This is a genomic window from Victivallis sp. Marseille-Q1083 (genome assembly GCF_903645315.1).
GTDB lineage: Bacteria > Verrucomicrobiota > Lentisphaeria > Victivallales > Victivallaceae > UMGS1518.
Map to the genome: position 1 here is coordinate 33,305 of NZ_CAHJXL010000001.1, position 22,618 is coordinate 55,922.

Consider the following 22,618-nt stretch of genomic DNA (forward strand, 5'->3'; position numbering starts at 1 on the left):
CATACACCCTGCGCAAGACTCATTCATCAATAATGGCAAGCATTTTCCCGGAAATCCCATTTCCGGGAAAATGCCAGCGATACAATACCGTTGCCGGCTCCGGCGTCATTCCTCCCCGATCACCCCCCAATGGCAGTCATCGGCCAGCACCCCCCGCGGGTCCGTCTGTTTGTAGGCGAACGGTTCCGCATGGCCATCGACATGGGCAACGTTGAGATGAAGATCATGCCGAAACGCCTCCAGTGCCCAATACCATTCGTCTTCACCGCCGACGCCGATCCAGCCGTATCCGTAGGCGGTGTCGGTAAACATGACCGCCCGGCTCGGATTTTTCACACTGCTGAACTTGCACGGCCGGAAATTTCCGTTCGTATCGACGGGCTTGTTGTTGTCCATGTCCCAGTAACCGCCGAACCACATATTCAATCCATAGGTGAACCAGGTCTTGTCGCCGGAATAACTCGAACAATCCAGCACGCCGTGATCGCCCTGGACATACTCATTCCACGGCACGAGCGTCACTCCGGTATAATTCATCAACTGATAGAGCCAATCCCCATCCGCGCCCCAATCGTAAGCGGCATAGGCAATCGGCGGATAATCTTCATTATCAAGGCCGTACATCGTCGTCGCCAACGCCATCTGCCGGAGACCGCTGGTGCATTTGATCGACATCGCCTTGCTCTTCGCCTTGCTCAAAGCCGGCAACAGCATACTGGCAAGAATGGCAATAATCGCAATTACCACCAACAATTCGATAAGTGTGAATTTAGTCCTCATGTTCTTTCTCCCTTGCTGCTTGTTGTTTTATTTCGAAAACCTGGTAGAAATTCCGGTGACGACGCGGGAATGCAGCATGATTCGCCGCACCGGCACCGGCCGGTGGTCCCGGCAACACTTCACGATTTCAGTGATGATCCGCCGGCCGATATCGACGAACGGCGGCTCGACATGACTGCACATCGGACAGATCGGCGTCGTGCCGATATACATGAAATCCAGATCTTTTCCCGGCTGCATGCACAGCCGGGCCAGCGCATTGTAGAGCAATTCCAGTTTGTCGCCGTTGAAAAAGATGAAATCCGGCTTTTCCCGCTGCAGAAACGTCATGATTCTTTCTTCGGCATCGGACGCATTCAAACTCAATTCGAGGAAGGCGGCCGCCGAAAGCGGCAGACCGGCCTCCCAGCCCAGCCGGCGATATTCGGCAGCGCGCCAGCCGAAAAATGCAATATCATCTTCCACCCCCGGCACAATGATGCAGCCGCAGCGACGATAATCCTGCTGTTTCAGGCAATCGACCAGACATTGAATCGTCTCGGCATCGCTGAAGCCCACTTTCAATTCGTTGCCGTAATTTTTGGCCGGGCGGCCCCACTGGATTACCGCAATAACCGGCACTTCGCTGCGGGCCAGCATCCGCAGTTCCCGGCATTGGTCGCCGTAAAAAACCGCCGCATCATAACCGGCCAGGCGCTGCAGCTGGCTGCTCAGCTCCAGCGAATCGGAAGTTTCCGGGAAATACTCCAAATGAATGCTCGTATTGTTCAAAAAACCAGTATCCAGCATCCCCCGGTAGATATCCGCGTCGGTATACCAGTCGCTCAATGACAGCACCTCCGGTGAAATCGCCGGCTCCGGAAATACCAGAATGACCCGCAACAGCTTGGTGGGAACGGCATGTTTCCGACTGACAAAAATCCCCTTCGCCGGCAGCCGGACGATCAATTGATCTTTCTCCAGCAGATCCAAGGTCTGCATCACCACGGTGTTGCTGACCTTGAATTCGTGGCGCAGGCTTCGTACACTGTCCAACTTGCCGCCGGGCGGATAATGCCCGGAAGTCATGCGCTGAACCAGTACATCGTAAAGCTGCCTGGCAACCGGAGTTGAAATGTCTTTTTCTAACGCGTACATAATGTTAACCTTAACATGAACTGTTCCAGAACGTCTACAATAGAATACTAGCAAAATTTTTTCCTAAAGTCAATCCCTTTTCTCAAAAAACCGGCTTTTTTCCCGTCTTTCGCCTCGAAAGGCAAAAAAAATTTCTCCGCCTTCGCCGATCCGGCCGGAGAAATTTTTCGGAAAATGCGCCGTTCCCGCTCCGCGTACGCGCCCCGGAGCGCGGCAATCGCGCATTTTACGGCTCGTGCATCAGAAGATTTGAAACATAGAGTGGAATTCCCGCCGCACTCTCGGCTTCAGAACCGTCGGGCAGCCGTTGGCTGATTCCGGCGATATGGCCGGCATCGCGGGCTTCGGCGCCGCAGGAAAGGTCTTCAAGCACCAACAGCCGGGGTACGGCTTCGCAGTGGACGATGACCTGCCGGATATTACGGTTGCCGTGGTAGGAAAATCCTTCGGTTATATAAATACTGCCCGACGCCGAGAAGTTATAAACCGGACTCATGCCACAGAATTCACCGCCGTAACGCGAACCGGAACTCTCGAATTTGCCGTAATTATCGAACCAGCGCACGTTGTTGCCCCAGGGCCTGTCCTCGAATTTGCCGGTAGAGACCCGGCCGTCGTTCAATTCGGTGCGGGGCAGAATCGGTACCGCCAGTAAATGCCGGGCCAGCAATTCGCCGCCGAGATTGCCCGCAAAGGCCGAATCGTTCAACCGTGCGTCACTGTAGAGCCAGCTCGCACTGAACTCCTTGTGCGCCAGGTTGCTTTCCAGCGCCCGCATCGTGATGAAGCGACTGCGGGTCAGCTTGAGCCTGGAATCATCCTTCGCCCCATCCGGTCCCATGCCCCGGACGGCGCAGTCGGTCTGGTCGTAGAAAGTGCAGTGGTCAAAGAGATATTCGCCGTCGCCCGGCGACTCCACCGCCACCGCGACCGAACCGTTCACAAAGCCCAAATTTTCCCAGACATTGACCCGGTTGCCCGCCGCCCGGAAAAGCGGCTGCCGGCAATCGGGATCCATCGTGAAAAGATTGGAGCCGCGGCAGGTCAACCGCACTTGATCCGGCACGGAAACGGTACGGGTCAGCCGAATGGTCCCGGCCGGAAAGATCACGGTGGCCGGCGCCCGGCGAGCCGCCTCGGCGAGAGCGGCTTCGACCGCGGAGCACTGATCCGTTACAGACTCCTTCCCTACGCCGAAGGCTTCCGCGTCGATCATCGCCGGGAAAGCTTCATCGAGATCGGAAAATGACAGTTCGACTTCCGGCACCGTGACCGCCGAAAGAACCCCGGCCGGAATCGGCTCCTGCCGGAAAGCCGCTGCGCCTCCGGCCAATTCGGGCGAAATATTGGCGGAACAATCCGAGACCCCGAAACCGAAATTGATCCGGGGACGGTTGAAATGTTTATAATGGCAGAGCTTCTCCCCGAATTCCCGCTCGCTCAGTTCCCGGCCGTAAGCGACGGCCCGTACCGGCTCCCCGGTAGGATCGACCACCCGCCGCAGGCTTAAAATATTGGGCGTCGTTCCCTCCGCCAGATAGACGATTGCCGCTTCGGGCGAACCCGCGCTTCTGACCGTGGTATCGGCAATGCGGATGGCGCTCGGGATATACCCCGGAGTCACCGTCGAGCGGACCAGGCACCACCCCGCGTCGCCGGTGTTGGCAAATTCACATTGGTCCACGAAGAGCAGCGCTTTGTTTTCGCAGGTGACGGAGAGATCGATCCAGTAAGGATGGCCGGCCGGGCGGCCCGAGCCTTCCGCGCTCACCCGGTACAGGTAAAGGTGGTTCTTGACGTTGAAGACCGGCCCGGTCTGATGTTCCGGGGTTCTGATCGTCGAATCCCGGACCACCGTGAGGTCGCACGAAGTATTCATCACCTTACCGCAGTCGTTGAATTCACAGTGTGAAATCTCCAGCAAAGTCGAGTTATAGAATTCCTCCTGCCACGGCAAAAGCACGGGCACGCCTTCCCGCCACCTGACCCGGTAGGGCGCCGGCTTTCCTGCGGTCTCGGCCGGCACCCGGCAGCAGACCGCATCCTGCAAGGCGCCTTCGAAGCGGCAGCGATCGATGAAAATGGTCGTCATATCGACATTATCGGTCCAACAATTCAACTGGATTCTGCCGCCGTCCAGCAACAGCCCGGAAAGGCGCAGCCGCATGATTACATTGAAGAAAAAGATATCCGCCCCGGGGTCACTCTGGATGATCGCCGCCCCCTCTGCGCCGGTCAGGGCAAGTTTGCGCGCCCGGGAGTTTTCGGACGGATAAACCAGGGTGCGGCTGATCCGGTAGGTTCCTGCCGGGAAATAAACTTCACCGAAGCAGCCGTCCCCGCCCCAGCCATGCCAGGCGCCGTCCATCCGTCCCACCATGACGAACGTCTCGTCCCCGGCGGCCGCGTTCAGGGTTTTCTGGATCGCGGCAGTATCATCGGCGACGCCATCGCCCCGGGCTCCGAAGTCCCGCACATCAAAGCGCGCCGCCCAAACAGCTCCCGCCAGGCAAACGGTCAACAGCGCAGCAATCGTTATCTTAACCATGAATCGACCTCCCCGCCATTCATTCATGTTCCGGATTCTGGTAATAATGGATATTATCGGAAACCAATTCATTTTTGGCGTTTTTCATTGCCTCGACGAGCCCGTCCATCCACAGATTGTTGCTGGCGTTATTGTGCGGCGTTTCGATATAACTCCACGGCGAGTTGAACCAGCAGAAGAAGCTGACGCCGTCTCCCCCGTCGCCTTTCACCTCGGAGAGCACCAATTTGCGGGCGGGAGCTTTGGCATTGGAAGCCTTCGCGGTAAACAGATAGCGAACCGGACTGTATCCTTCTCCGCCTCCCAGGTAGGCCCGATTGTATCCGTAGCTCAATCGGCCAAATGTCCACGGATTGTCCAGATCGGCGGCGACGGAAACGTCACAGCCTTCCACTTTGGTCACATTCCCCCAGCCGGTCGGGCAGGTGAACAGCAAATTGGCGGTGACATAAGCGCCATCCCATAAGATCCAGCTCCAGTTGTAGCCGTAGGGATTGTCGCCGTCAAACCATTTCTGCCACGGCACACACTGGTCGTTGTGATCATTCTGGTACATGATGTGGGCAAAGCCCAGTTGCTTCAGGTTCGAGATGCATTTGATCGACTGGGCCGCGGCGCGCGCCCTGGACAGCGCCGGCAGCAGCATGCTGGCAAGTATTGAAATAATAGCAATAACTACCAGCAATTCAATCAAAGTGAAAATTCCTTCCGGCTTTGCGCTCCCCGCTTTGCTTCCCAACGGCATTCTCCGGACATTCATGCTTCAAATCCTCCTGTTAATTGGCGGCCAGTTCGACCTGAGGCCGGACCGGACCGATTGAATTGCGCAACACCACTTCGCTCGACAGAACAATTCGATCGCCAGGCGAACGGGTTGACGGTTTTTTCAGCTTCCTCTGCAGCATCCGGCAGCCCAGAACGGCAGCTTCGCGATATTTGATGTCGATCGAGGTCAGCGGAACCTGACAATAGTCCGCCTGGGCCAGATTGTTCGAGCCTAAAATCGAAATATCCTCCGGCACCCGCAAGCCGGCGGCAAAAACTGCGTGCATGAAACCGATGCCGAAGAGATCGTTGGGACATTCCACCGCGGTGATCCGGGAACGCCTGTCGATCAATTCCCGGGCACAGCGGAAGCCATCCTGCAGGTCGTTGCCGTCCGGAGAATAAAGGAAACGGTACTCCGGGTCCCAGTCGTCGACGCCAGCGGCGCGCAAGGTTTCCACGATTGCCGCATGGCTGTCCTTTTCCGACGGCGTCATCGGCGTATGCACCACGTGGGCGATGCAACGATGTCCCTGCTCCAGCAGCAATCGGGTTGCCGACCGAACCGCCCGGCCGCCGTCGATGCACACTTCCATCACCCCCGAATCGTCCGGCAGATCGTGCGGCGGACCGATTACCACCATCGGCTTCCCCGAATCTACGAATTTCCGGACCAGATCGCGCAACGGCGCATAAGCGTACATCATCACCAACGCCGCATCGAAAATTCCCTGGGTCAGCAGGCCGAAAATCCGGCGCTGATCCTCCAGCTCCGGCGTCAAATTCTGCCACACCACGTGATAACCGCTGGCCAGGCATTGCTGCTGGATAGTCAGAACCAGTTCACTGGACGGCTGCGCGTTCAACGGCATCACCGCCGCAATGATCTTGGTGTCGGCACTTTTCAAGCCGCGGGCAAAAAAATTAGGCTGGTACCCCATCGCCTCCGCCAGCGCCCGCACCCGCAGCCGGGTAGCCTCGCTGACCCGGGTCGAGCCGCGCAACGCCATACTGACCGCCGAATGACTCAGATTCGCCCGCTGGGCAATGTCATAAATCGTAACCGCCATCGTTCTTCCCATAAGTTTATCGAGAAAGCATGTGAAAAATCGAAGCGGATTATTTCCAGATGAAACGTCTTCCCCCTGTTTTGCAAGCAAACGGCGGCCTGTGCCGCGATGTCGAAGACGAAAAAAGCCGCGGCCGGCTCGTCAAGTGAGCCGGCCGCGGCATGAACGCCCGCCAACTGCGAGCGGCGATTTCCATCAGAAATCGATGACCTCCTCCATCGTCGTGCCGTCCAGCAGGTTGATCACCCGGAACGTCCATTCGCCCGGCGACGGCGTCAAGCCGGGATCGACGACAATTTCACCCCGTTCCCGGATGCCGTGATTGCCGGTGGAAGGCCAATAGGGCGTACCATTCGGCTCAAACACTTCCAGGCGGTAGATCCCGGCCGGTCCCGGACTGGTAATGACGGCCTTGACGCAGCGGCCATCCCGTTCCAGCTCCAGCGAAAACGGCTGCGTCGGCTCCGGCAGCAGCGCCAGCACTTTGACGCCGAGCGGTTCCAGCGTCAAATCCAGCCGGTCGGCAACCGCCAGTTCCTGGTGCGCCAGCAAGTCATAAATATAATACTGGCGGTCGAATTGCAGCACGGCATCGTTGCGTTCCCGTTTGTCGCCCTCCATGCGGGTCAGACCGAGGTATTCATTGCCGTCGAGCCGGTAGCGCATCGCTTCCGTCGCCGGCGGCAACCGCAGCGACCAGTCATCCGGCACGCCGGCAAGTTCGAAAGCCTGCCGGAAAAATTCGACGGCAGGATCGGCTTTCCGGCCGTCGGCCCGGATCGCTCCGTAATTGCCCGCCAGCACATTCAACAGCAGATGGCCATTCCGGCCGATCAAAATACGCTTTTCCGCCGCATCGGCCGGCACTCCGCCCTTCAGGACGATGGCCGGATCGGCCAGTTCCAGCACCGATTGACTGCCGTCAATCTTCAAGTTTTCCCCGGCGGCAGCCGGCCGGAAGGCGGCTTCGACGCCGAAAAGTTCCGCCAGCGGATTGTCTTCCCGCCTGGTCCCGTCGTCGTCGCAGACGCCCGGCAGGGAATCGGCAATCAACCGGCCGCCGCGCTCGACAAACGTCAGGATATTCTGCAAATCGGCATCGCTCAGTCCCTGGGCCAGCGGCAGGATCAGGAACGGCGTTTCCGCCGGGTCCAGCTTGTCCAGGTCAAGCGGATCGACGACGCGGGGGCCCTGGAAACCGATATTGCCGATCAGCGCGGTCCAACTGCCGAAATTCCGCGGATAAAGGCGGAAACGCGATTCCGTCTCCTTCGTATCCCCCGCGCCGCTGATCACCAGCGACGGGATCGAAAAGAGGATGGCGAACGGCGACGACCGCCGGTTGGCCGGTTCGGTGATCACGTCCAGACCGGAGGACTTGATCTCGGCGATCATCGCCGCCGTTTCCTTGCCGTAATCGGTCAATTTCATATCGCCGTGGCGCATCAGGAAACCGGAGGCGAAATTGCCGTTGCCGGACAATCCGGACAGAATTTCCCGGTAGGTCATCTCCCGGACATAAGGAATCGGACGGTTGTAACCGGTCCAGACGCCCAACTGCGTTCCCGGCCTTTCAAAGCTGCGCAGCAGATCGTCAGTGCCGGAATTGTCCTGGTCGTAAGCGATGACCCGGGACAGGTACTTCATGCTGTCGTGCCAGTTGTAGCCGACATACATATTGGTTATCGTCATGCCGGAGATCGCCAGATTGCCGGCCGGATCGACCGCCTTCATCGCCTCATACTGATTTTTGACCGCGCCGGAAAAAGCGCCGAACATAAAAATCCGGTGAGCGATCCACGGCAGAAAGTTGTCCTGCGCCGTCGCTTCGGCATGGGTGAACGGCCGTACCGCTTCCCAATCGGCCAATCGGGTATTCCAGGCCGCGTTGAGCACTTCAACCGTACCATAGCGTTTCTGCAGCATTTCCCGGAAGGCGGCCAGACACCACGGCGATTGGCACAGATCGTGCGACCAGTCGCCGATTCCAAGCGAATTTTCATCGGCGATGAAATAGGAATTCGGTCGATAGTCGGCCAGCAATTTCACGCCTTCGCCGACGTTATGGTACATTTCAGTCAGATACTCCGGATTGCGGAGGCACGGATTGCGTTCGACCCATTTCAACTCTTCGAGATTGTGCAGCGTCAGCCAGTGAATCCCGAGCGGAATATAATTCAAACGGCTCCGCAGCGCCGATTCGGCGCTTTTTTTCTGCTGTTCCGGATTGGTCAGCAACACATTGTCGCCGATCACCTCATCGAAACCGGCATCGGCCAGAATCCGGTAGTATTCATCACTGTAATAATTGGCATTGCACCCCCAGATGGTAAAGGTCAGCCGCGGCCGCTCCGGCAGCGGCAAGGTGACGCTGGCGGCGGCCCGGTCGAGCATGACGCCGTCGCGCCGCAATTCCGCCGTCACTTCACTGAGCACGGTCGCCGGCGCCGTTTCAAACTCGATGGCGACCTTCTCCTCCGGCCCGGCAGGGATGATCTTCTGCGTACCCAGCGTCCGGCCGTAACGGTCTTTCGCCACCAGGCTGACTTCCGTATTGTTCCAATCGCCGCGCAGCCGCAACCGGCCGGTGACGGTTTCTCCCGGCTGCCAGGCCAGTTTATCCAGCGCGAACTCCTCCATGGCGCAAACGGCCGGACGGTTTTCCACCGCGGAGAACCAGTCGGCGGTATGGCCGTTCCGTTTCAGGAAAACATCGTAAAAGTAATCGCCGTCCAACTGCATTTTTTCCGGCAGCAATGCCAACTGGAATTGCGATTCCGGCGCCTGAAGCGTCACTTCCTGCTGCTGTTCGGCCACTTTCCGGCCGAATTTATCGCGCGTTTCCCAGACCAGTTCGGCCGGAGCGGCCTCATCTGCCGCCACCGTTACGGTCAAAGTGTCTTTTTCCGGCGCCACCGCCACCAGCCGGTCCTCCGGACGGTCGCCGGCAGCCAGCCGCAACGCCCGCAGCAGTTGAGAAAAATGATAGTCATAGTAATTGAAGGTGCATTCCGTCCCGAACTTCGGAGCCGGGATCAGACCGAAACTCTGAATCTGCCATTCACGCGAATTCTGATTCAGACAATATTCTACCGAAATGACCTTGCCCTTGCCGCTGGAGTAAACTTTCAACGGCATCGCCTCCGGCGACGGATCGCGACGGATCGCTTTCAAATGGTCGAACGGCACCGCCCGATTCAGTTCCAGCGTCGCCGCTTCATCGTATTCCAGCGGCAAACCAAGCTGGTCGACGCCATCGAGCGAATCGACATACACCAGTCCGGTTCCATCCGCCACCTGCTGCAGGATCTGTTCCCTGGTGTCCTCCGGAAACGCATGCCAGCGGCACGACGCCCCGATCAGGATGACATCGTGCTCCTTCTGGAGAACCCGGCGCAAATATGACAGGGACTCCGGCGCGACCCAGCCGCGGTTGTCGTGCTGATTGAAAACGAACCAGTCCGGATAACCGACCTCCACCAAATCCATTTCCAAATTGCCGCGCACTTCCAGTTCGCCGATATCGTGATGGCTCCAGGCGGTGGTGACGATCAAAATCTTCAACGGCCGTTCGGTATCGGCCGCCCAGCGGACGATTTCCGGCGAGAATTCCTTGAAAAATCCGGCATGCTCCACGATATTGACAAAAAGTGAATTCTTGGCCGTCTTCGGCTGCTGCCGGACGGCGGGATCGAAATTCTTCGTCAATTCGGCCACCACGACTCCGGACGGATCGTTCAGCGTCACCGCCACCTGGTCCTCCTCGGTCAGCGGCATGGCAAATTCGGCCGGCTCGAGCGCTTTCAACGCGATATTCCGCTCCGCACCGCCGCAACGCAGCGTCAGCGCCGGATAATCGCGGTCACTCAGCAGCCGTATCGTCACCGTCTCCCCGTCGCGCCGGAACATCGCCGCGATGCGGTTGTCCGCCGCGTCGACCGTTTCCAGACCGGCCAGCGGCATCACCGTATAACCGGTCCGGTAGATGAAATCGAACAGCGGATCCTTCATTTCCGGCCGGGTATTCATCATCGCTTTGCCGACCGACAGCGGCCGGATCTTCAATTCGGGCGTCAGGAACTCCAGCGTGCTCTGGCCGGGGCCATCGTTCGGCAGAAAGTTGTAAAAACTCAACAAATCGGCGTAATCCGGCTCCAGCAATATACCGATCCCGGCGTCATTGATGCCGGCAGCCCAGCCGGCGGCGGTTTCGTTGGTCAAGATATCGCCGGTCTGTTCCGGCCAACGGACCGGCTCCAGCGCCGGACGGCCGGTGAAGAAATCCGCCCAGCCGGCCCGCAAGCCGCGGGGATAATAGTAACGCATCTGCTCCGTACCGGCCGGGAACGGCACGGTAACAAACCAGAGTTTGCCGAAGAAATTCGTGTCGGTCGGATTGTCGACCGCATAATCCACCCGCACCGAGGCGGCATCGTGGGGCAGACGGTAAGTCTTGACCAAATGCAGCGGCGAATCATCATTTTCCAGCGTGATGGAGCTGTACACACCATCGTCCGCCGTCGCCGTCACCCGCCAGGGAGCGGCTTCGGTCTGCCGGACGTTGCCGTGCCCCACCATCACCAGCCGTTCCTGGCCGATGCCGCTGCCGGCCGGAGTCCGTTCCGGCGTATCCGCCGAAAGCAATTCCGGATGCCCCGGCTGCTTCATCGATTCGATCCTGCCGCCGCAGGCCGGATCGACAATCACTTCCAAATATTCGTTGGCCAGACGATAACGCGGACCTTCCGCCGTTTCGATCTTCGCAACCTCCGCCCGGCCGGTCAGGCAAAGGCCCGACAGGCCGAGCAGCAAGATAGTAATTTTCTTCATAACCCCTCTTGAGATTCCTTTCAAAACGAGCCGGGCAGCTTGCACTGTCCGGCTCGTTCCGGTTGTCTTGTCATGCCGTAATCCGGTCACTTTCAGCGAATGTCGTAGCTGCCCCACCACAACGGCGAATATACATACATTGCCGCGGTTTCCGGCGATTTCGCCAGCCACTCGTTGTACGATAGGCTGCGGGCCGAGGCGTCCAAAAACACCGCGCAACGATTCTTGCCGTGTTCCAGCGTCTGCCAGCGATCGTTGTCGCCGCCGTACGGAGAATCGGCAATATACTGATTGTAGCAGAGAAAATGAGCGGTATTGCTCGGCTGCTCGATATAGGAAGCGGTCAACTTCTGCGGCTCCGGCTCTTTCCAGCCTTTCGTCTGGTGAATATGATAGTTCAACCCGTAACCGACCCAGTACTTGATGCCGCCGATATCGGTGCCGCCGGTGATGGTGCTGGCCGGGCAAACGAAAACATTGTCGCGATTGTTCTTCAGGTCTTCCATCCCGCCGGTATATTCCGCCAGCATCATCTGAGCAATCTGGTCAGCCGGCGCCACCCAGTTGATCGTAAAACTGTTCCACGGCCGGTTGACGAAATAATCGTCGTAATCGCCGGCATAGAGCTGATTCGCCAAACCGATCTGCTTGAGATTGCCGACACATTTGATTTCCAGCGCCTTGGCTTTCGCTTTGGCCAGCGCCGGCAGCAGCATGCTGGCAAGAATCGAGATTATTGCGATTACGACCAAGAGTTCAATCAACGTAAAATTCTTCTTCATTTTGTTCCTCCTTGGATAGTTTGTTTTTTCAACTATTTATCGACCAACCGGTTGAATTACCGGAGACAATTCGCGGCGGCAAAAATATTCTTTCCGACGGTATCGGCCGTTCCCGGCGGCAGTAATCGACGATCCGGCTGATCATCTCCCGGCCGATTTCCCGGTAGGACGGCGCCACATGGCTGCAGACCGGGCAGAGCGACGACGCTCCGATGTACATGAAATCGATATCCCTGCCGGGCAGCAGACTCAATTTCGAAACCGCGTTGTACAACAATTTCAGATCATCGCCGTTGTAGAACAGGAAATCAGGCTTTTCCCGCCGCAGGAATTCGACAATCTCGTCCTCCGCCGTCACGGTCGGCAAAGCCACCTCCAGCAACGCGTCCTCCGGCATTTCCAAACCGGCCGCCTGCCCCAACCGGCAATATTCCATCATCCGCCAGTGGAGAAAGGCGACGTCATCTTCCCAGGCCGGCACCGAAATACATCCGCATTTGCGATAACCGCGCCCTCTTATACCATTGACCAGGCATTCGACCAGTTCCTCATCACTGTAACCGACCGCCAGCTCATGCTCATAATACTCCGCCGGACCGCCGAACTGGACCGCCGCCACCACCGCCACCTCGTTGCCGGCAATGGAACGCAGCTTGCGGCGCTGGTCGCCGTAGAAGATCGCCGCATCGTAGCCGGACAGCCGCTGCAACTGGCCGTTCAGCGCGAAGCTGTCTTCCGGCTCCGGAAAATATTCCAGATGGATATGGGTGTTGTTCGCAAACCCGACCTCCAGCATGCCGCGATAAATTTCATTGTTGGCATGCCAGTTGCCGACCGGCAGCACTTCCGGCAGAATCCCCACTTCCGGGAAAACCACGATCACCCGCAACGGCTTGTTGGCCACCGTATTGCACCGGCTGATGAAGATTCCCTTGGCCGGAACCCGGACGATCAGTTGATCGCGTTCCAGCAAATCCAGCGTCTGGTTGATCACCGTGGTGCTGACTTTGAACTCATCCCGCAGATTGCGGACGCTGTCCAGCTTGCGGCCGACCGGATAATAGCCGGAAGCGATACGACCGGTCAAAATATCGTACAACTGCCTGGCCAACGGAATGGCGATGTCTTTTTCCAAAACTTCCATCATCAATCTACTTCTGTTTTTTCTGTAACGAACTGTTCCGATACAGCTTTCATGCACATAGTATATCAAAAAATTCGGTAAAAGTCAATCCCCCCTTGACAGAAAAATCGAAAATTACCTGAAATTATATTTGAAATCGAGTAGGAGCCCGGTCATTAGTTGGCCGGGCGTCCTCTCACACCACCGTACGTGCCGTTCGGCATACGGCGGTTCAGCAGCTTGAGTGCAACGCTTTGTACCGAAGTAGGATATCGTCATACCCTATTTCGGCAATGCGTTGAGACGGCAATACACGATGTAAAATCCAACTACGGGCAATATGCCAGTAGCCTTTCCTCGTATTCGCCCATTCCCACGCTTTTCCCTCGGAAATACCCAACGATTGCAGTCGCGTAAATCGTGTCCGTACTCGTTTCCACTGTTTCCAAACATACGTCCGAATTTTCCGTTGAATCCATTCATTCATGTTTTGCATAAACATCTTCATGTCCGCAATCGCATAGTATCCGAGCCATCCGACGGTATATTGCCGAAGTTTGTACAGCATATATTCCACCGAATTTCCCTGATTCCTTCGGGTCAGCTCGCGAACCTTGGCTTTGAAGCGGTCTATAGACTTCTCGTGTATTCGAATTCCGGCCTGTCCTTTCGTCGTACTTCGCAGTGCGAAGCCGAGAAACTTCAGCTTCAGCGGACTTCCCGCTTTACTTTTGGATTCGTTTACTTTGAGTTTCAATTTCGCTTCAAGAAACCGTCTGCTGCTCGCAAGTACGCGTTCGGCGGCGCGTTGACTTCTGACGTAGATGTTGACATCGTCCGCATATCGTACGAACTTGTGTCCACGGCGTTCCAATTCCCGGTCGAAAGCGGTCAGGTAGATGTTGCTCAGCAATGGCGAAAGATTGCCGCCCTGTGGACTGCCTTCTTCCGTTCGCGTCACCACGCCATTGATCATGACTCCGCTCTTCAAGTAGCGTTTAATCAGGCACAAAACTCGTTGATCAGAGATTTTGGCCCGCAACATTTCCATCAACAGCTCATGGTTCATGGTGTCGAAATACTTGCTCAAGTCAAGATCGACAACCCGCCGATAGCCTTGATTGTAGTATTTCCGTGCTTGCCGGATGGCCTGATGAGCGCTACGCCCCGGTCGGAAACCGTAGCTGTTTTCTGAAAATTCCTCCTCGAATATCGGGCAGAGGACCTGCGATATTGCCTGTTGAATCATCCGATCCATGCCCGTTGGAACACCAAGCATCCGTATCCCCCCGTCCGGTTTCGGGATTTCAACCCGGCGCACCGGTTGCGGGCGATACGTTTCGGTTCGGAGATTTTCAAGGAAACTTTCCTTGTGTTCGCACAGATACGCCAACAGGTCGTCAACGGTCATTCCGTCCACGCCCGGCGCTCCGCCGTTTCTCTTGACTTGCTTGTACGCACGGTTGAGGTTGTTACGCTCAAGGATGCGTTCAAACAAATCAGCACCGTCTTTCGCTTCAGTTTCCCGCGTAAGCATGCTCCGCACTCCCGGATTCTCTTCGGCTTCCAGCCTATCCATCCCCGGGCAGTTCCGTTTCCGGATTTTCTGCTCTCTACACATGCTGCACCTTTCACTTGCGAAAGATCGACTACTGTTCGGCCCTTCCCGTAAAAAAAAAAAAAAAACACGGTACTATGGCCTCTGCTGACTTCTCAACGTTCAGCCGCACATCACTGTACGGGTTGAAATTACCATGCATTCACGGCTTCATTCATACCGTTGAGATCTCCCCGGATAAGAGCGATAACTTTCATCCCAGGCGCCTGGTACATCTACACCACAAGGTTCGGGCAGTATTGGACTTCGCTTTGTTGTGCAAGCTCGTCCGCCTTGCAAATGCCTTATATGTACTTTCTGTTCGTCAGGCCGGGAATTTGCCGCCGACTTCCTTCAGATTCCACCTCGCGGTGGACACCCTTGCCTTAAGCTAACAGTTCCTACTGCCAAGTCTGTAACGGACTTTCACCGTCAAGTTATCACCCATGCCGGGCGTACATAAAAAGATTCTCCGGCCAAATTTCCATTGGCCGGAGAATTCGCGTTGAAAACATTCCCTCAGAAACCGGTTGCCGCTTCCGCCGTCGTATTGTCCAGAAGATTGATCACCTTGAATTTCCACGCGCCCGGCATCGGTTCCAACCCGGGATCAACGAGGATTTCAGTCCTGTCCCTGCCGGCGTGGTTGCCGGTCGCCGGCCGGTAGAGCGTGCCATCCGGCTGATAGACTTCCAGCCGGAACAGCCCGGCGACGCCCGGATTGGCGACCACCGCCCTGACGCGGCGGCCGTCCCGTTCCAGGGTCAGCGAATACGGCTGCGCCGGTTCCGGCAGCAGCGCCAGCAGCCGGACGCCGTACGAGTCCAGCGCCGTTTCAAACCGGTCGGCCCGGCCGAGCGGCCGCCGTTCCAGCAGATCGTAGAGATAATACTCCCGGTCGAACTGCAGAACGGCATCCTTGCGTTCCTCCCGGCCGACTTTGGCGCGGGTCAAACCGACGTATTCATTGCCGTCGAGCCGGTAACGCCCCAGTTCGGCGTTCGGCGGCAGCCGGACCAGCCAGTCAGCCGGTACGCCGGCATATTGCAGTGCCGTCCGGAACAGTTCGACCGCCGGGTCGCCGGCCGCCGCCTTATCCCGGATGTAGCGGTAATTGTTCGGCAGGAAGTTCAGCAGCAGATGGCCGTCCTTGCCGATCATCAGCCGCCGGTCGGCGGCGAACTGCGGCCGGCCGTCAAGCACTTCGAGGTCCGGGTCGCCGATTTCCAGCTCGACGGTCCGGCCGTCGATGGTCAGGAATTCGCCCGGCTTGCCGCCGAAAGCGCTGCGAAACTTCGCATCGACCCCGAAAATCTCCCGGAACGGATTGTTTTGCCGTACCGTGCCATTTTCGTAGCAGCCGCCCGGCAGCACGTCGGCGATCAATTTGCCGCCGGCAGCGACATAACGCTCGATCGCCTCGATGTCGGCGTCGCTCATCGCCTGGGCCAGCGGCAGGATCAGGTACGGCGACACCGCCGGATCGAGTTCCGGCAATTCCTCCGGTCCGACCACCAGCGGGCCCGGATAGCCGAGGTTGGCCAGCACGGCGGTCCAGCCGCCGAAGTCGCGATGGTAATTGCGTTTGTGGGCGACGATATAACCGAGAAAATCGGAAGCGTCGCTGGTCAGCATCGCCGGGATCGAAAAATACAGCGCAAACGGCGAAGCGACCCGGTTGGCCGGCCCGGTGATGACGTCGAGGCCGGACTGCCTGATTTCGGCGATCATCGCCTTGAGCTGCAAACCGTAATCGACAATCTTCAAATCGCCGTGGCGCAGCAGATAGCCGTTGGCCCAGTTGCCGTTGGCCCGCAGGCCGTTCAGGATTTCCCGGTAATTTTTCTCCCGGATTTCCGGAATCGGCATCAGATAACCGGTCCAGTCGCCGAGACCGGCGCCCGGGGCGGCAAAGCTGCGCAGCACGTCGTCCAGGCCGGTATTGAGCCGGTCATAAGCCACCACCCGGGTCACATAATTCAATGCGTCATGCCAGTCGAAGCCGGTGTACAAATCGGTCAGCTCCATGCCGGAAATCGCCAGCCTGCCGTCTGGATCGGCGGCTTTCATCGCCTCATACTGGGTTATGACTGCGTTGGTGATCGCCGAAAACATGAAATGGCGATGGTCGATGAACGAGGCGAACCGCTGTTTTTCAATCGCTTCGGCTGCCATATCCGGTTTCACCTCGTCCCAGGCGGCGAACTCGGTCCGCCAGGCGGCGTTCAACTCGTCCAGCGACGCATAACGCTGCTGCAGCCACTGGCGGAATGCCGCCAGGCACCACGGCGACCGGCAGTAATCGTGCGGCAGATCCCAGCGGAACAACGAATTTTCATCGCCGACAAAGTAGGAATTGGGATGGTAATCGGCCAGTTGTTCGACGCGTTCACCAATGCCGTCCGACAAATATCGCAGGTATTCCGGATCACGCAGGCAGGTCGGCCGAACGCCGTTGCTCTCCGGCTGGTCCGCGCCGGTCCAGCCCAGCAACCGGCAAATTCCCATCGGAATATAATTGATATTGCTGCGCAGCGCCGCTTCAGCCGCGGTCCGCTGCAGATCAAGATTGGCCAACTCGCCGTCATAACCAGTCACTTCGTCGAACCCCATCTCGACCAGCGCCCGATGGTATTCGTCGGCGAAATAGTTCGAACAGGACCCCCAGCAGGTGAAAGTCAAGCCGGACCGCGGCGACAGCTTCGTCGTCCAGGTCGCTTCGGCCCGGTCCAGCACCCGGCCGTCCCGGCGCAGCGTCGCCGTCAGGGTGCTCATCGTCGTTTCCGGCCGCACTTCCGGCTCAACGGCAAAGGGCAATTCCGGCGGCAAGTCGTCGAACAGCCGGCGATACAGCACCCGGCCGTAACGGTCCACGCTTTTCAGTTCCAGCTCGGCCCCGGCGACGTCGCCCCGGAACCGGATATTGCCGGCGACCGGTTCGCCGCTGCCGAAAGATTTTTTCACCAACGCGAACGCTTCCAGCGCCGCTGCCGCCGGCCGGTTCTGCACGACGGTATACCAGTCGGCGGTATGGCCGTCGACTTTCAGAAAAACGTTGTAAAAGTAATCGCCGTCCAGCGTCATCTTTTCCAGCGGCAGCGCCAGCGGCAATTCGTTGCGGCCGGCCGGCAGCGCCGTTTCCGATTCGGCGCGGTCGACCACTTCGCCGTATTTGTCCCGGACTTCCAGCGTCACCGTTCCTTCGGCGGCGGCGACTGCCGCGACTTCCAGGGTCAGTTGATCCTCCCCGGCGGCCAGGCCGGTGATTTCGGCCGGCAGAGCCGTCTGCGCCGCCAGCCGGACCGCCCGCAGAATCTGCGAAAAGTGATAGTCGTAGTAATTGAACCGGCTGCCGACGGCGAAATCGGGATTCGGGATCATTCCGTAGCTGTCGATTTCCCACTCCAGATCGTTCTGATTCAAGCGATAATCGACCGAAACCACCTTGCCTCTGCCGCAGTCGTACACCTTCAACGGCATCGCCGCCGGATCCGCGTCGGTCCGGATCGCCGCCAGCTTGTCATAGGGCACCGCCCGGTTCAATTTGACCGTCTCCGCTTCGTTGTACCGCAGTTCCAGGCCGGTCGAATCGATGCCGAACGGCGGATCGACGAAAACCAGACCGACGCCCGATTCAATTTTCGCCTTGATCTTTTCCTTGACTTCGTCCGGCAGGATTTCCCAGCGAATCGCCGAGGAAATCATGATGACGTCATAATCGGCGTCGATCACCTGCCGCGCATAGGCGGCCGGGTCCGGCGCGATCCAACTGCGGTTGTCACTGATATCGAACGCCAGCGAGAACGGATAGGCGACTTCGACCAGTTCGAGGTCGAAGTTGCCGCGCACCGTCAGCTCGGCGCTGTCGTGATGGCTCCAGGCGGTGGCGAACAGCAGCAATCTGGTTTTCGCTGCCGCGTCGGCGTCCCAGCGGATGATTTCCCGCCGAAAATCGGTGAACAATGCGGCATATTCCGGCGTGAAGGTGAATATTTTGTCCTTCTCCGCCACCGGCGCCGGCCGGTGGCCGGCATCGAAACTTCTGGTCAGAACGGCGATTCGGCGGCCGTCGGCCGCCGTCAGCTCCAGAGAAACGACCGGCTCATCATCCGGGCACGGCAATTCCACTGCGACCTCCCGCAATGCCGGCAGCGTAATCCGCCGGCTTTCCTCGCCGCAGCGCACCGTAATTTCGCCGTAATCGCGATCGCTCCGCAACGCCGCCGTCAGTTTTCCGTCCGCCCGCTTCAAACCGGCGGCGATATGGTTGTCGGCCGCCTCCACCGACCGGCAGCCGTACAGCGGCGTGACACAATAAGAGAAGCGGAAGATGAAGTCGAACAACGGGTCCTCCCGTTCCGGCCGGGCCTGTGCCAGCTCCCGGCCCTCCGCCAGCGGCCGGATTTTCAGATCGGAAGTCAGAAATTCCAACGTACCCTGGTTGTTGCCGGCCGGCAGCCAGTTGTAGAAATTGCGCAAAGCCGGGTAATCGACTTCCAACAGCACTCCGTCGCCGGCGTCGTTCAGCGCCGCCGCCCAGCCGGCCGCCGGCTGATTGGTGACGATATCGCCGGTCGTCTCCGGCCAGCGGAGCGGCTCCAGCACCGCTTCGCCGCCGCTGAAATCCGGCCAGTTCGAACGCTGCGCGAACGGATAATAGTAGCGCATCGACGTCGTGCCGGCCGGGAACGGCACGGTGACGAACCAGAGGTTGCCGAGAAAGTCCCGGGAGCCGGGGTTGTCGGCCGCATAAGCGACCTCCAGGCTGGCGGCATCCTCCCGCAGGGTGTAGGTTTTGACCAGGTGCAGCGGAGAATCGCCATTTTCCAGCGTGATGAAACTGCCGCCGTCCCGGTCTCCGAAGTCGACGACCTGCCAGGCCGCGCCGGAAGTCTGTTCGGCATCGACGGTGACGCCGTGATCCCGTAGCCGTTCGAGCCCGAAGCCGCTGCCGCCGGGCGACGTTCCCTCCGAACCGGGTGAAAACAAATTCGCTTTGCCCGGCTGGCGAAAGCTCTCCACCCGGCCGCCGGCCGCCGGATTGACGACGGCGGACAAATAATCATTGGATAATTGATAAAGAGTCTGCTGGCCTTTTTCCAGACGGGTTACCGCCCCCTCCAGCCAACCGGCAGCCAGGAGGAAAACCGCCGTCAAAGAGAAAATTTTATTCATCACATTGTCTCAGTAGTTACTTCGTTCTTCTTTCTTCATCGCTGAAAATATCGAAACAAAACCCGGCCCCGGAAGGGGCCGGACACACGCAACGCTTCCAAGTTGAATCGGCCTCGAACCTTTACGGAATATCAAGGCCGTACACCGGATAATAGCACAAGTCATACAGGCGCTGCTGCGGTTCGATCGCCTGCCGATACGAGATCCCCTCGCAGTGGCCGTCCGCAAAGACGGCATTCAGAAAACTGGCGTGACGGAACGCTTCCAGCGGCCACATCCATTCCCGCTCGCCCCACTGGCCAACCCAACCGTAACCGTTGTGAGTGTCGGTAAACAACAATGCCTGGGCGGGATTTTTCACATTGGAGAGTTTGCACGGTGGAAAATCACTTGAAAGAGTGCCGTCTTCGTCCATACCGCCGCCAATAAACATATTCAACCCGTATGTGTAGTAGGTCCGATCTCCGTTGTAGCTCGGACATTCCAATGCGGCGTGGTCTCCCTGCTTGAAATCATCCCAGTTGACAATCCTGACTCCCATATAATCCGCCAATTTATCAAACCAACCACTATCCGATCCCCAACTGTAATAAATGACGGCAAGCGGAGCGGAATCGTTATCGTCGCCGGCATACATGACGGTCGCCAACCCTGTCTGTTTGAGGTTGCTGGTACATTTGATCGCCACCGCCTTGGCTTTGGCCTTGCCCAGAGCCGGCAGCAGCATACTGGCAAGAATGGCGATGATCGCAATCACTACCAACAGTTCAATCAACGTAAATTTCGTTCTCATGGTCTTTCTCCTTGTTTTCCGGTGTTTTTTATTTTGGAAATCCCGTCGATATTCTTTATAAAACCGCAATGGCGGCTCACCAGTCGATTTCCTTTCCGGCGATCATCGGGAAGCAATACTCGCCCTGCAGGACGTGCAGCGGGTCCACCCCCTCTCCCTGGTCGTAGCTGAACGGTTCGACATGCCCGTCCACACAGGCGATATTCAGCCGCCGGTCATGCCGGAAGGCTTCCGACGGAATCGTCTCCGCCATGAATTCCCATTGCCCGATATAGCCGTTCTGCTGCACGTCGGCATATGCCGCCAGCCGGCTCGGATTGCCGATGCTGCTGGTCCGGCAGGGCCGGAAGGCGCCGCCGGTCACATCTTCCATCGTATGGGCGTCGCCATCCCATTTGCCGCCGAACCAGGCGTTCATGCCGTAACTGTACGGTTGAACTTCTCCGAAATAATCCGGACACTCGAGCACGCCGTAATCTCCCTGGCGATATTCGTCAAGCGGCACCCGCTTCACCCCGACATAGGCCATCAATCCATAAATCCATTCGGCTTCGCCGCCCCAACTGTAACTGGTGAAGGCCAGCGGCGGATAATCCTTGTTGTCGATGGCGTACATCGCCGTAGCGGCGACCAGTTGTTTGCTGTTGCCGGTACATTTGATCGTCATCGCCTTCCCCCGCGCCTTTCCCACCACCGGCAGCAGCAAACCGGCCAGGATCGAAATGATCGCAATCACCACCAGCAATTCGACAAGTGTAAATTTCCGTCTCATTTTTCTCCCTTTCCTGTTTCGGCACTGCCGTTCAAACACCGGTGGAACTGCCGCCGATGATTCGTGACTTCAAAAAAACCGGCTCTTTCGGCAGCGGCCGATGCTGGCGGCGGCAGTTGACCACCTCGGCGATGATCCGCCGGCCGATCTGCACAAAAGGCGGTTCGACATGAGTGCACATCGGGCAGATCGGCGTCGTGCCGATATAGATGAAATCCAGATCCCGGCCGGGCAGCAGGTGCAGGCGGGCCAGCGCATTGTACAGCAGTTCCAGCTTGTCGCCGTTGAAAAAGACAAAATCCGGCTGCTCCCGACGCAAAAACGCCATGATCCGCTCTTCGGCGTCGGCCGGATTCAGGCCCAACGCCAGCACCGCCGACTCCGGCATCGCCAGCCCGGCCGCCCGGCCCAACCGGCGATACTCGGCAGCGCGCCAGCCGAAAAAGGCGATGTCATCCTCCATCCCCGGCACGATGATGCAGCCGCAACGGCGGTAGTCGCGCTGCTTCAGATAGTCGACCAGGCAGCGGATCGTCTCGGCATCGCTGAAGCCCACTTTCAACTCCTCGCCGTAGCGTCTGGCCGGACGCCCCCACTGGACCACCGCGATAATCGGCACTTCACAACGGGCCAGCAGCCGCAGATGGTGACACTGATCACCGTAAAAGACCGCCGCGTCATAGCCGGCCAGCCGCTGCAACTGACTGTTCAGCTCCATCGAATCCGCCGTTTCCGGGAAATATTCCAGATGAATACTCGTATTGTTCAAAAAACCGGTGTCCAGCATGCCCCGGTAGATATCCGCATTGGTGTACCAATCGCTCAGCGTCAGCACCTCCGGCGAAATGGCCGGCTCCGGAAAGACCAGAATCACCCGCAGCGGCCTGGTGGCGACGGTATTTTTCCGGCTGATGAAGATGCCCTTGGCCGGCAGTCGGACCACCAGTTGGTCTCTCTCCAGCAAATCCAGCGTCTGCATCACCACCGTGTTGCTGACTTTGAACTCATTGCGCAGCGCGCGGACGCTGTCCAGCTTCCCGCCGGGCGGATAGTGCCCGGCAGCAATGCGTTGAACCAGTACATCATAAAGCTGCTCGGCCATCGGCGCGGCAACGTCTTTCTCGAGAACATCCATAAGAGTTCAACCTCAACTTAACTGTTCCGGAACGTCCTTTTGTAGGAATAATAGCAAAAAAATTACTGAAAGTCAATCCCCGAAACCGAAAAAAACAGAATTTCATGAATA

The 22,618-nt window shown here is 58.0% G+C and carries 13 protein-coding genes; all 13 read right to left on the reverse strand.

Annotated features, from left to right (window positions below):
* Positions 1 to 105: 105 nt before the first annotated feature.
* The 13 genes from HWX74_RS00125 to HWX74_RS00185 all read right to left on the reverse strand — a co-directional run bounded on the left by HWX74_RS00125 (position 106) and on the right by HWX74_RS00185 (position 22,507).
* Positions 106 to 780 (reverse strand): type II secretion system protein, encoded by a 675-nt coding sequence (locus tag HWX74_RS00125; RefSeq protein ID WP_176011586.1) that lies wholly within the window; start codon positions 778 to 780, stop codon positions 106 to 108.
* Between the two features lie 27 nt (positions 781 to 807).
* Positions 808 to 1,917 carry a GntR family transcriptional regulator gene (locus HWX74_RS00130; protein ID WP_176011587.1) on the reverse strand — a complete coding sequence of 370 codons (1,110 nt, stop codon included), beginning with the start codon at positions 1,915 to 1,917 and terminating at the stop codon, positions 808 to 810.
* A gap of 226 nt (positions 1,918 to 2,143) precedes the next feature.
* Positions 2,144 to 4,465: a glycosyl hydrolase family 28-related protein gene (locus HWX74_RS00135; protein WP_176011588.1), complete on the reverse strand. Its 2,322-nt coding sequence runs from the start codon at positions 4,463 to 4,465 to the stop codon at positions 2,144 to 2,146.
* Positions 4,466 to 4,484: 19 nt separating this feature from the next.
* On the reverse strand, positions 4,485 to 5,225 hold the full coding sequence (locus tag HWX74_RS00140; protein WP_176011589.1) for a type II secretion system protein: 741 nt from the start codon (positions 5,223 to 5,225) through the stop codon (positions 4,485 to 4,487).
* Between the two features lie 16 nt (positions 5,226 to 5,241).
* Positions 5,242 to 6,300 carry a LacI family DNA-binding transcriptional regulator gene (locus tag HWX74_RS00145; protein ID WP_176011590.1) on the reverse strand — a complete coding sequence of 353 codons (1,059 nt, stop codon included), beginning with the start codon at positions 6,298 to 6,300 and terminating at the stop codon, positions 5,242 to 5,244.
* 195 nt (positions 6,301 to 6,495) lie between these two features.
* Complete coding sequence (locus HWX74_RS00150) at positions 6,496 to 11,130, reverse strand: beta-galactosidase (protein ID WP_176011591.1); 4,635 nt, start codon at positions 11,128 to 11,130, stop codon at positions 6,496 to 6,498.
* A gap of 92 nt (positions 11,131 to 11,222) precedes the next feature.
* The gene (locus tag HWX74_RS00155; RefSeq protein WP_176011592.1) at positions 11,223 to 11,912 is read right to left on the reverse strand and encodes a type II secretion system protein; all 690 of its coding nucleotides are present in this window, start codon (positions 11,910 to 11,912) and stop codon (positions 11,223 to 11,225) included.
* Positions 11,913 to 11,940: 28 nt separating this feature from the next.
* On the reverse strand, positions 11,941 to 13,059 hold the full coding sequence (locus tag HWX74_RS00160; RefSeq protein WP_176011593.1) for a GntR family transcriptional regulator: 1,119 nt from the start codon (positions 13,057 to 13,059) through the stop codon (positions 11,941 to 11,943).
* Between the two features lie 208 nt (positions 13,060 to 13,267).
* Entirely contained in the window at positions 13,268 to 14,614 is a 1,347-nt protein-coding gene (gene ltrA, locus HWX74_RS00165; RefSeq protein ID WP_217704802.1) for a group II intron reverse transcriptase/maturase, read from the reverse strand.
* Between the two features lie 537 nt (positions 14,615 to 15,151).
* Complete coding sequence (locus tag HWX74_RS00170) at positions 15,152 to 19,807, reverse strand: beta-galactosidase (protein ID WP_176011595.1); 4,656 nt, start codon at positions 19,805 to 19,807, stop codon at positions 15,152 to 15,154.
* A gap of 121 nt (positions 19,808 to 19,928) precedes the next feature.
* On the reverse strand, positions 19,929 to 20,600 hold the full coding sequence (locus HWX74_RS00175) for a type II secretion system protein (RefSeq protein WP_176011596.1): 672 nt from the start codon (positions 20,598 to 20,600) through the stop codon (positions 19,929 to 19,931).
* A gap of 76 nt (positions 20,601 to 20,676) precedes the next feature.
* Positions 20,677 to 21,372, reverse strand: coding sequence for a type II secretion system protein (locus HWX74_RS00180; RefSeq protein WP_176011597.1), 696 nt, complete (start codon positions 21,370 to 21,372; stop codon positions 20,677 to 20,679).
* 31 nt (positions 21,373 to 21,403) lie between these two features.
* Positions 21,404 to 22,507: a GntR family transcriptional regulator gene (locus tag HWX74_RS00185; protein WP_176011598.1), complete on the reverse strand. Its 1,104-nt coding sequence runs from the start codon at positions 22,505 to 22,507 to the stop codon at positions 21,404 to 21,406.
* Positions 22,508 to 22,618 lie beyond the last annotated feature (111 nt).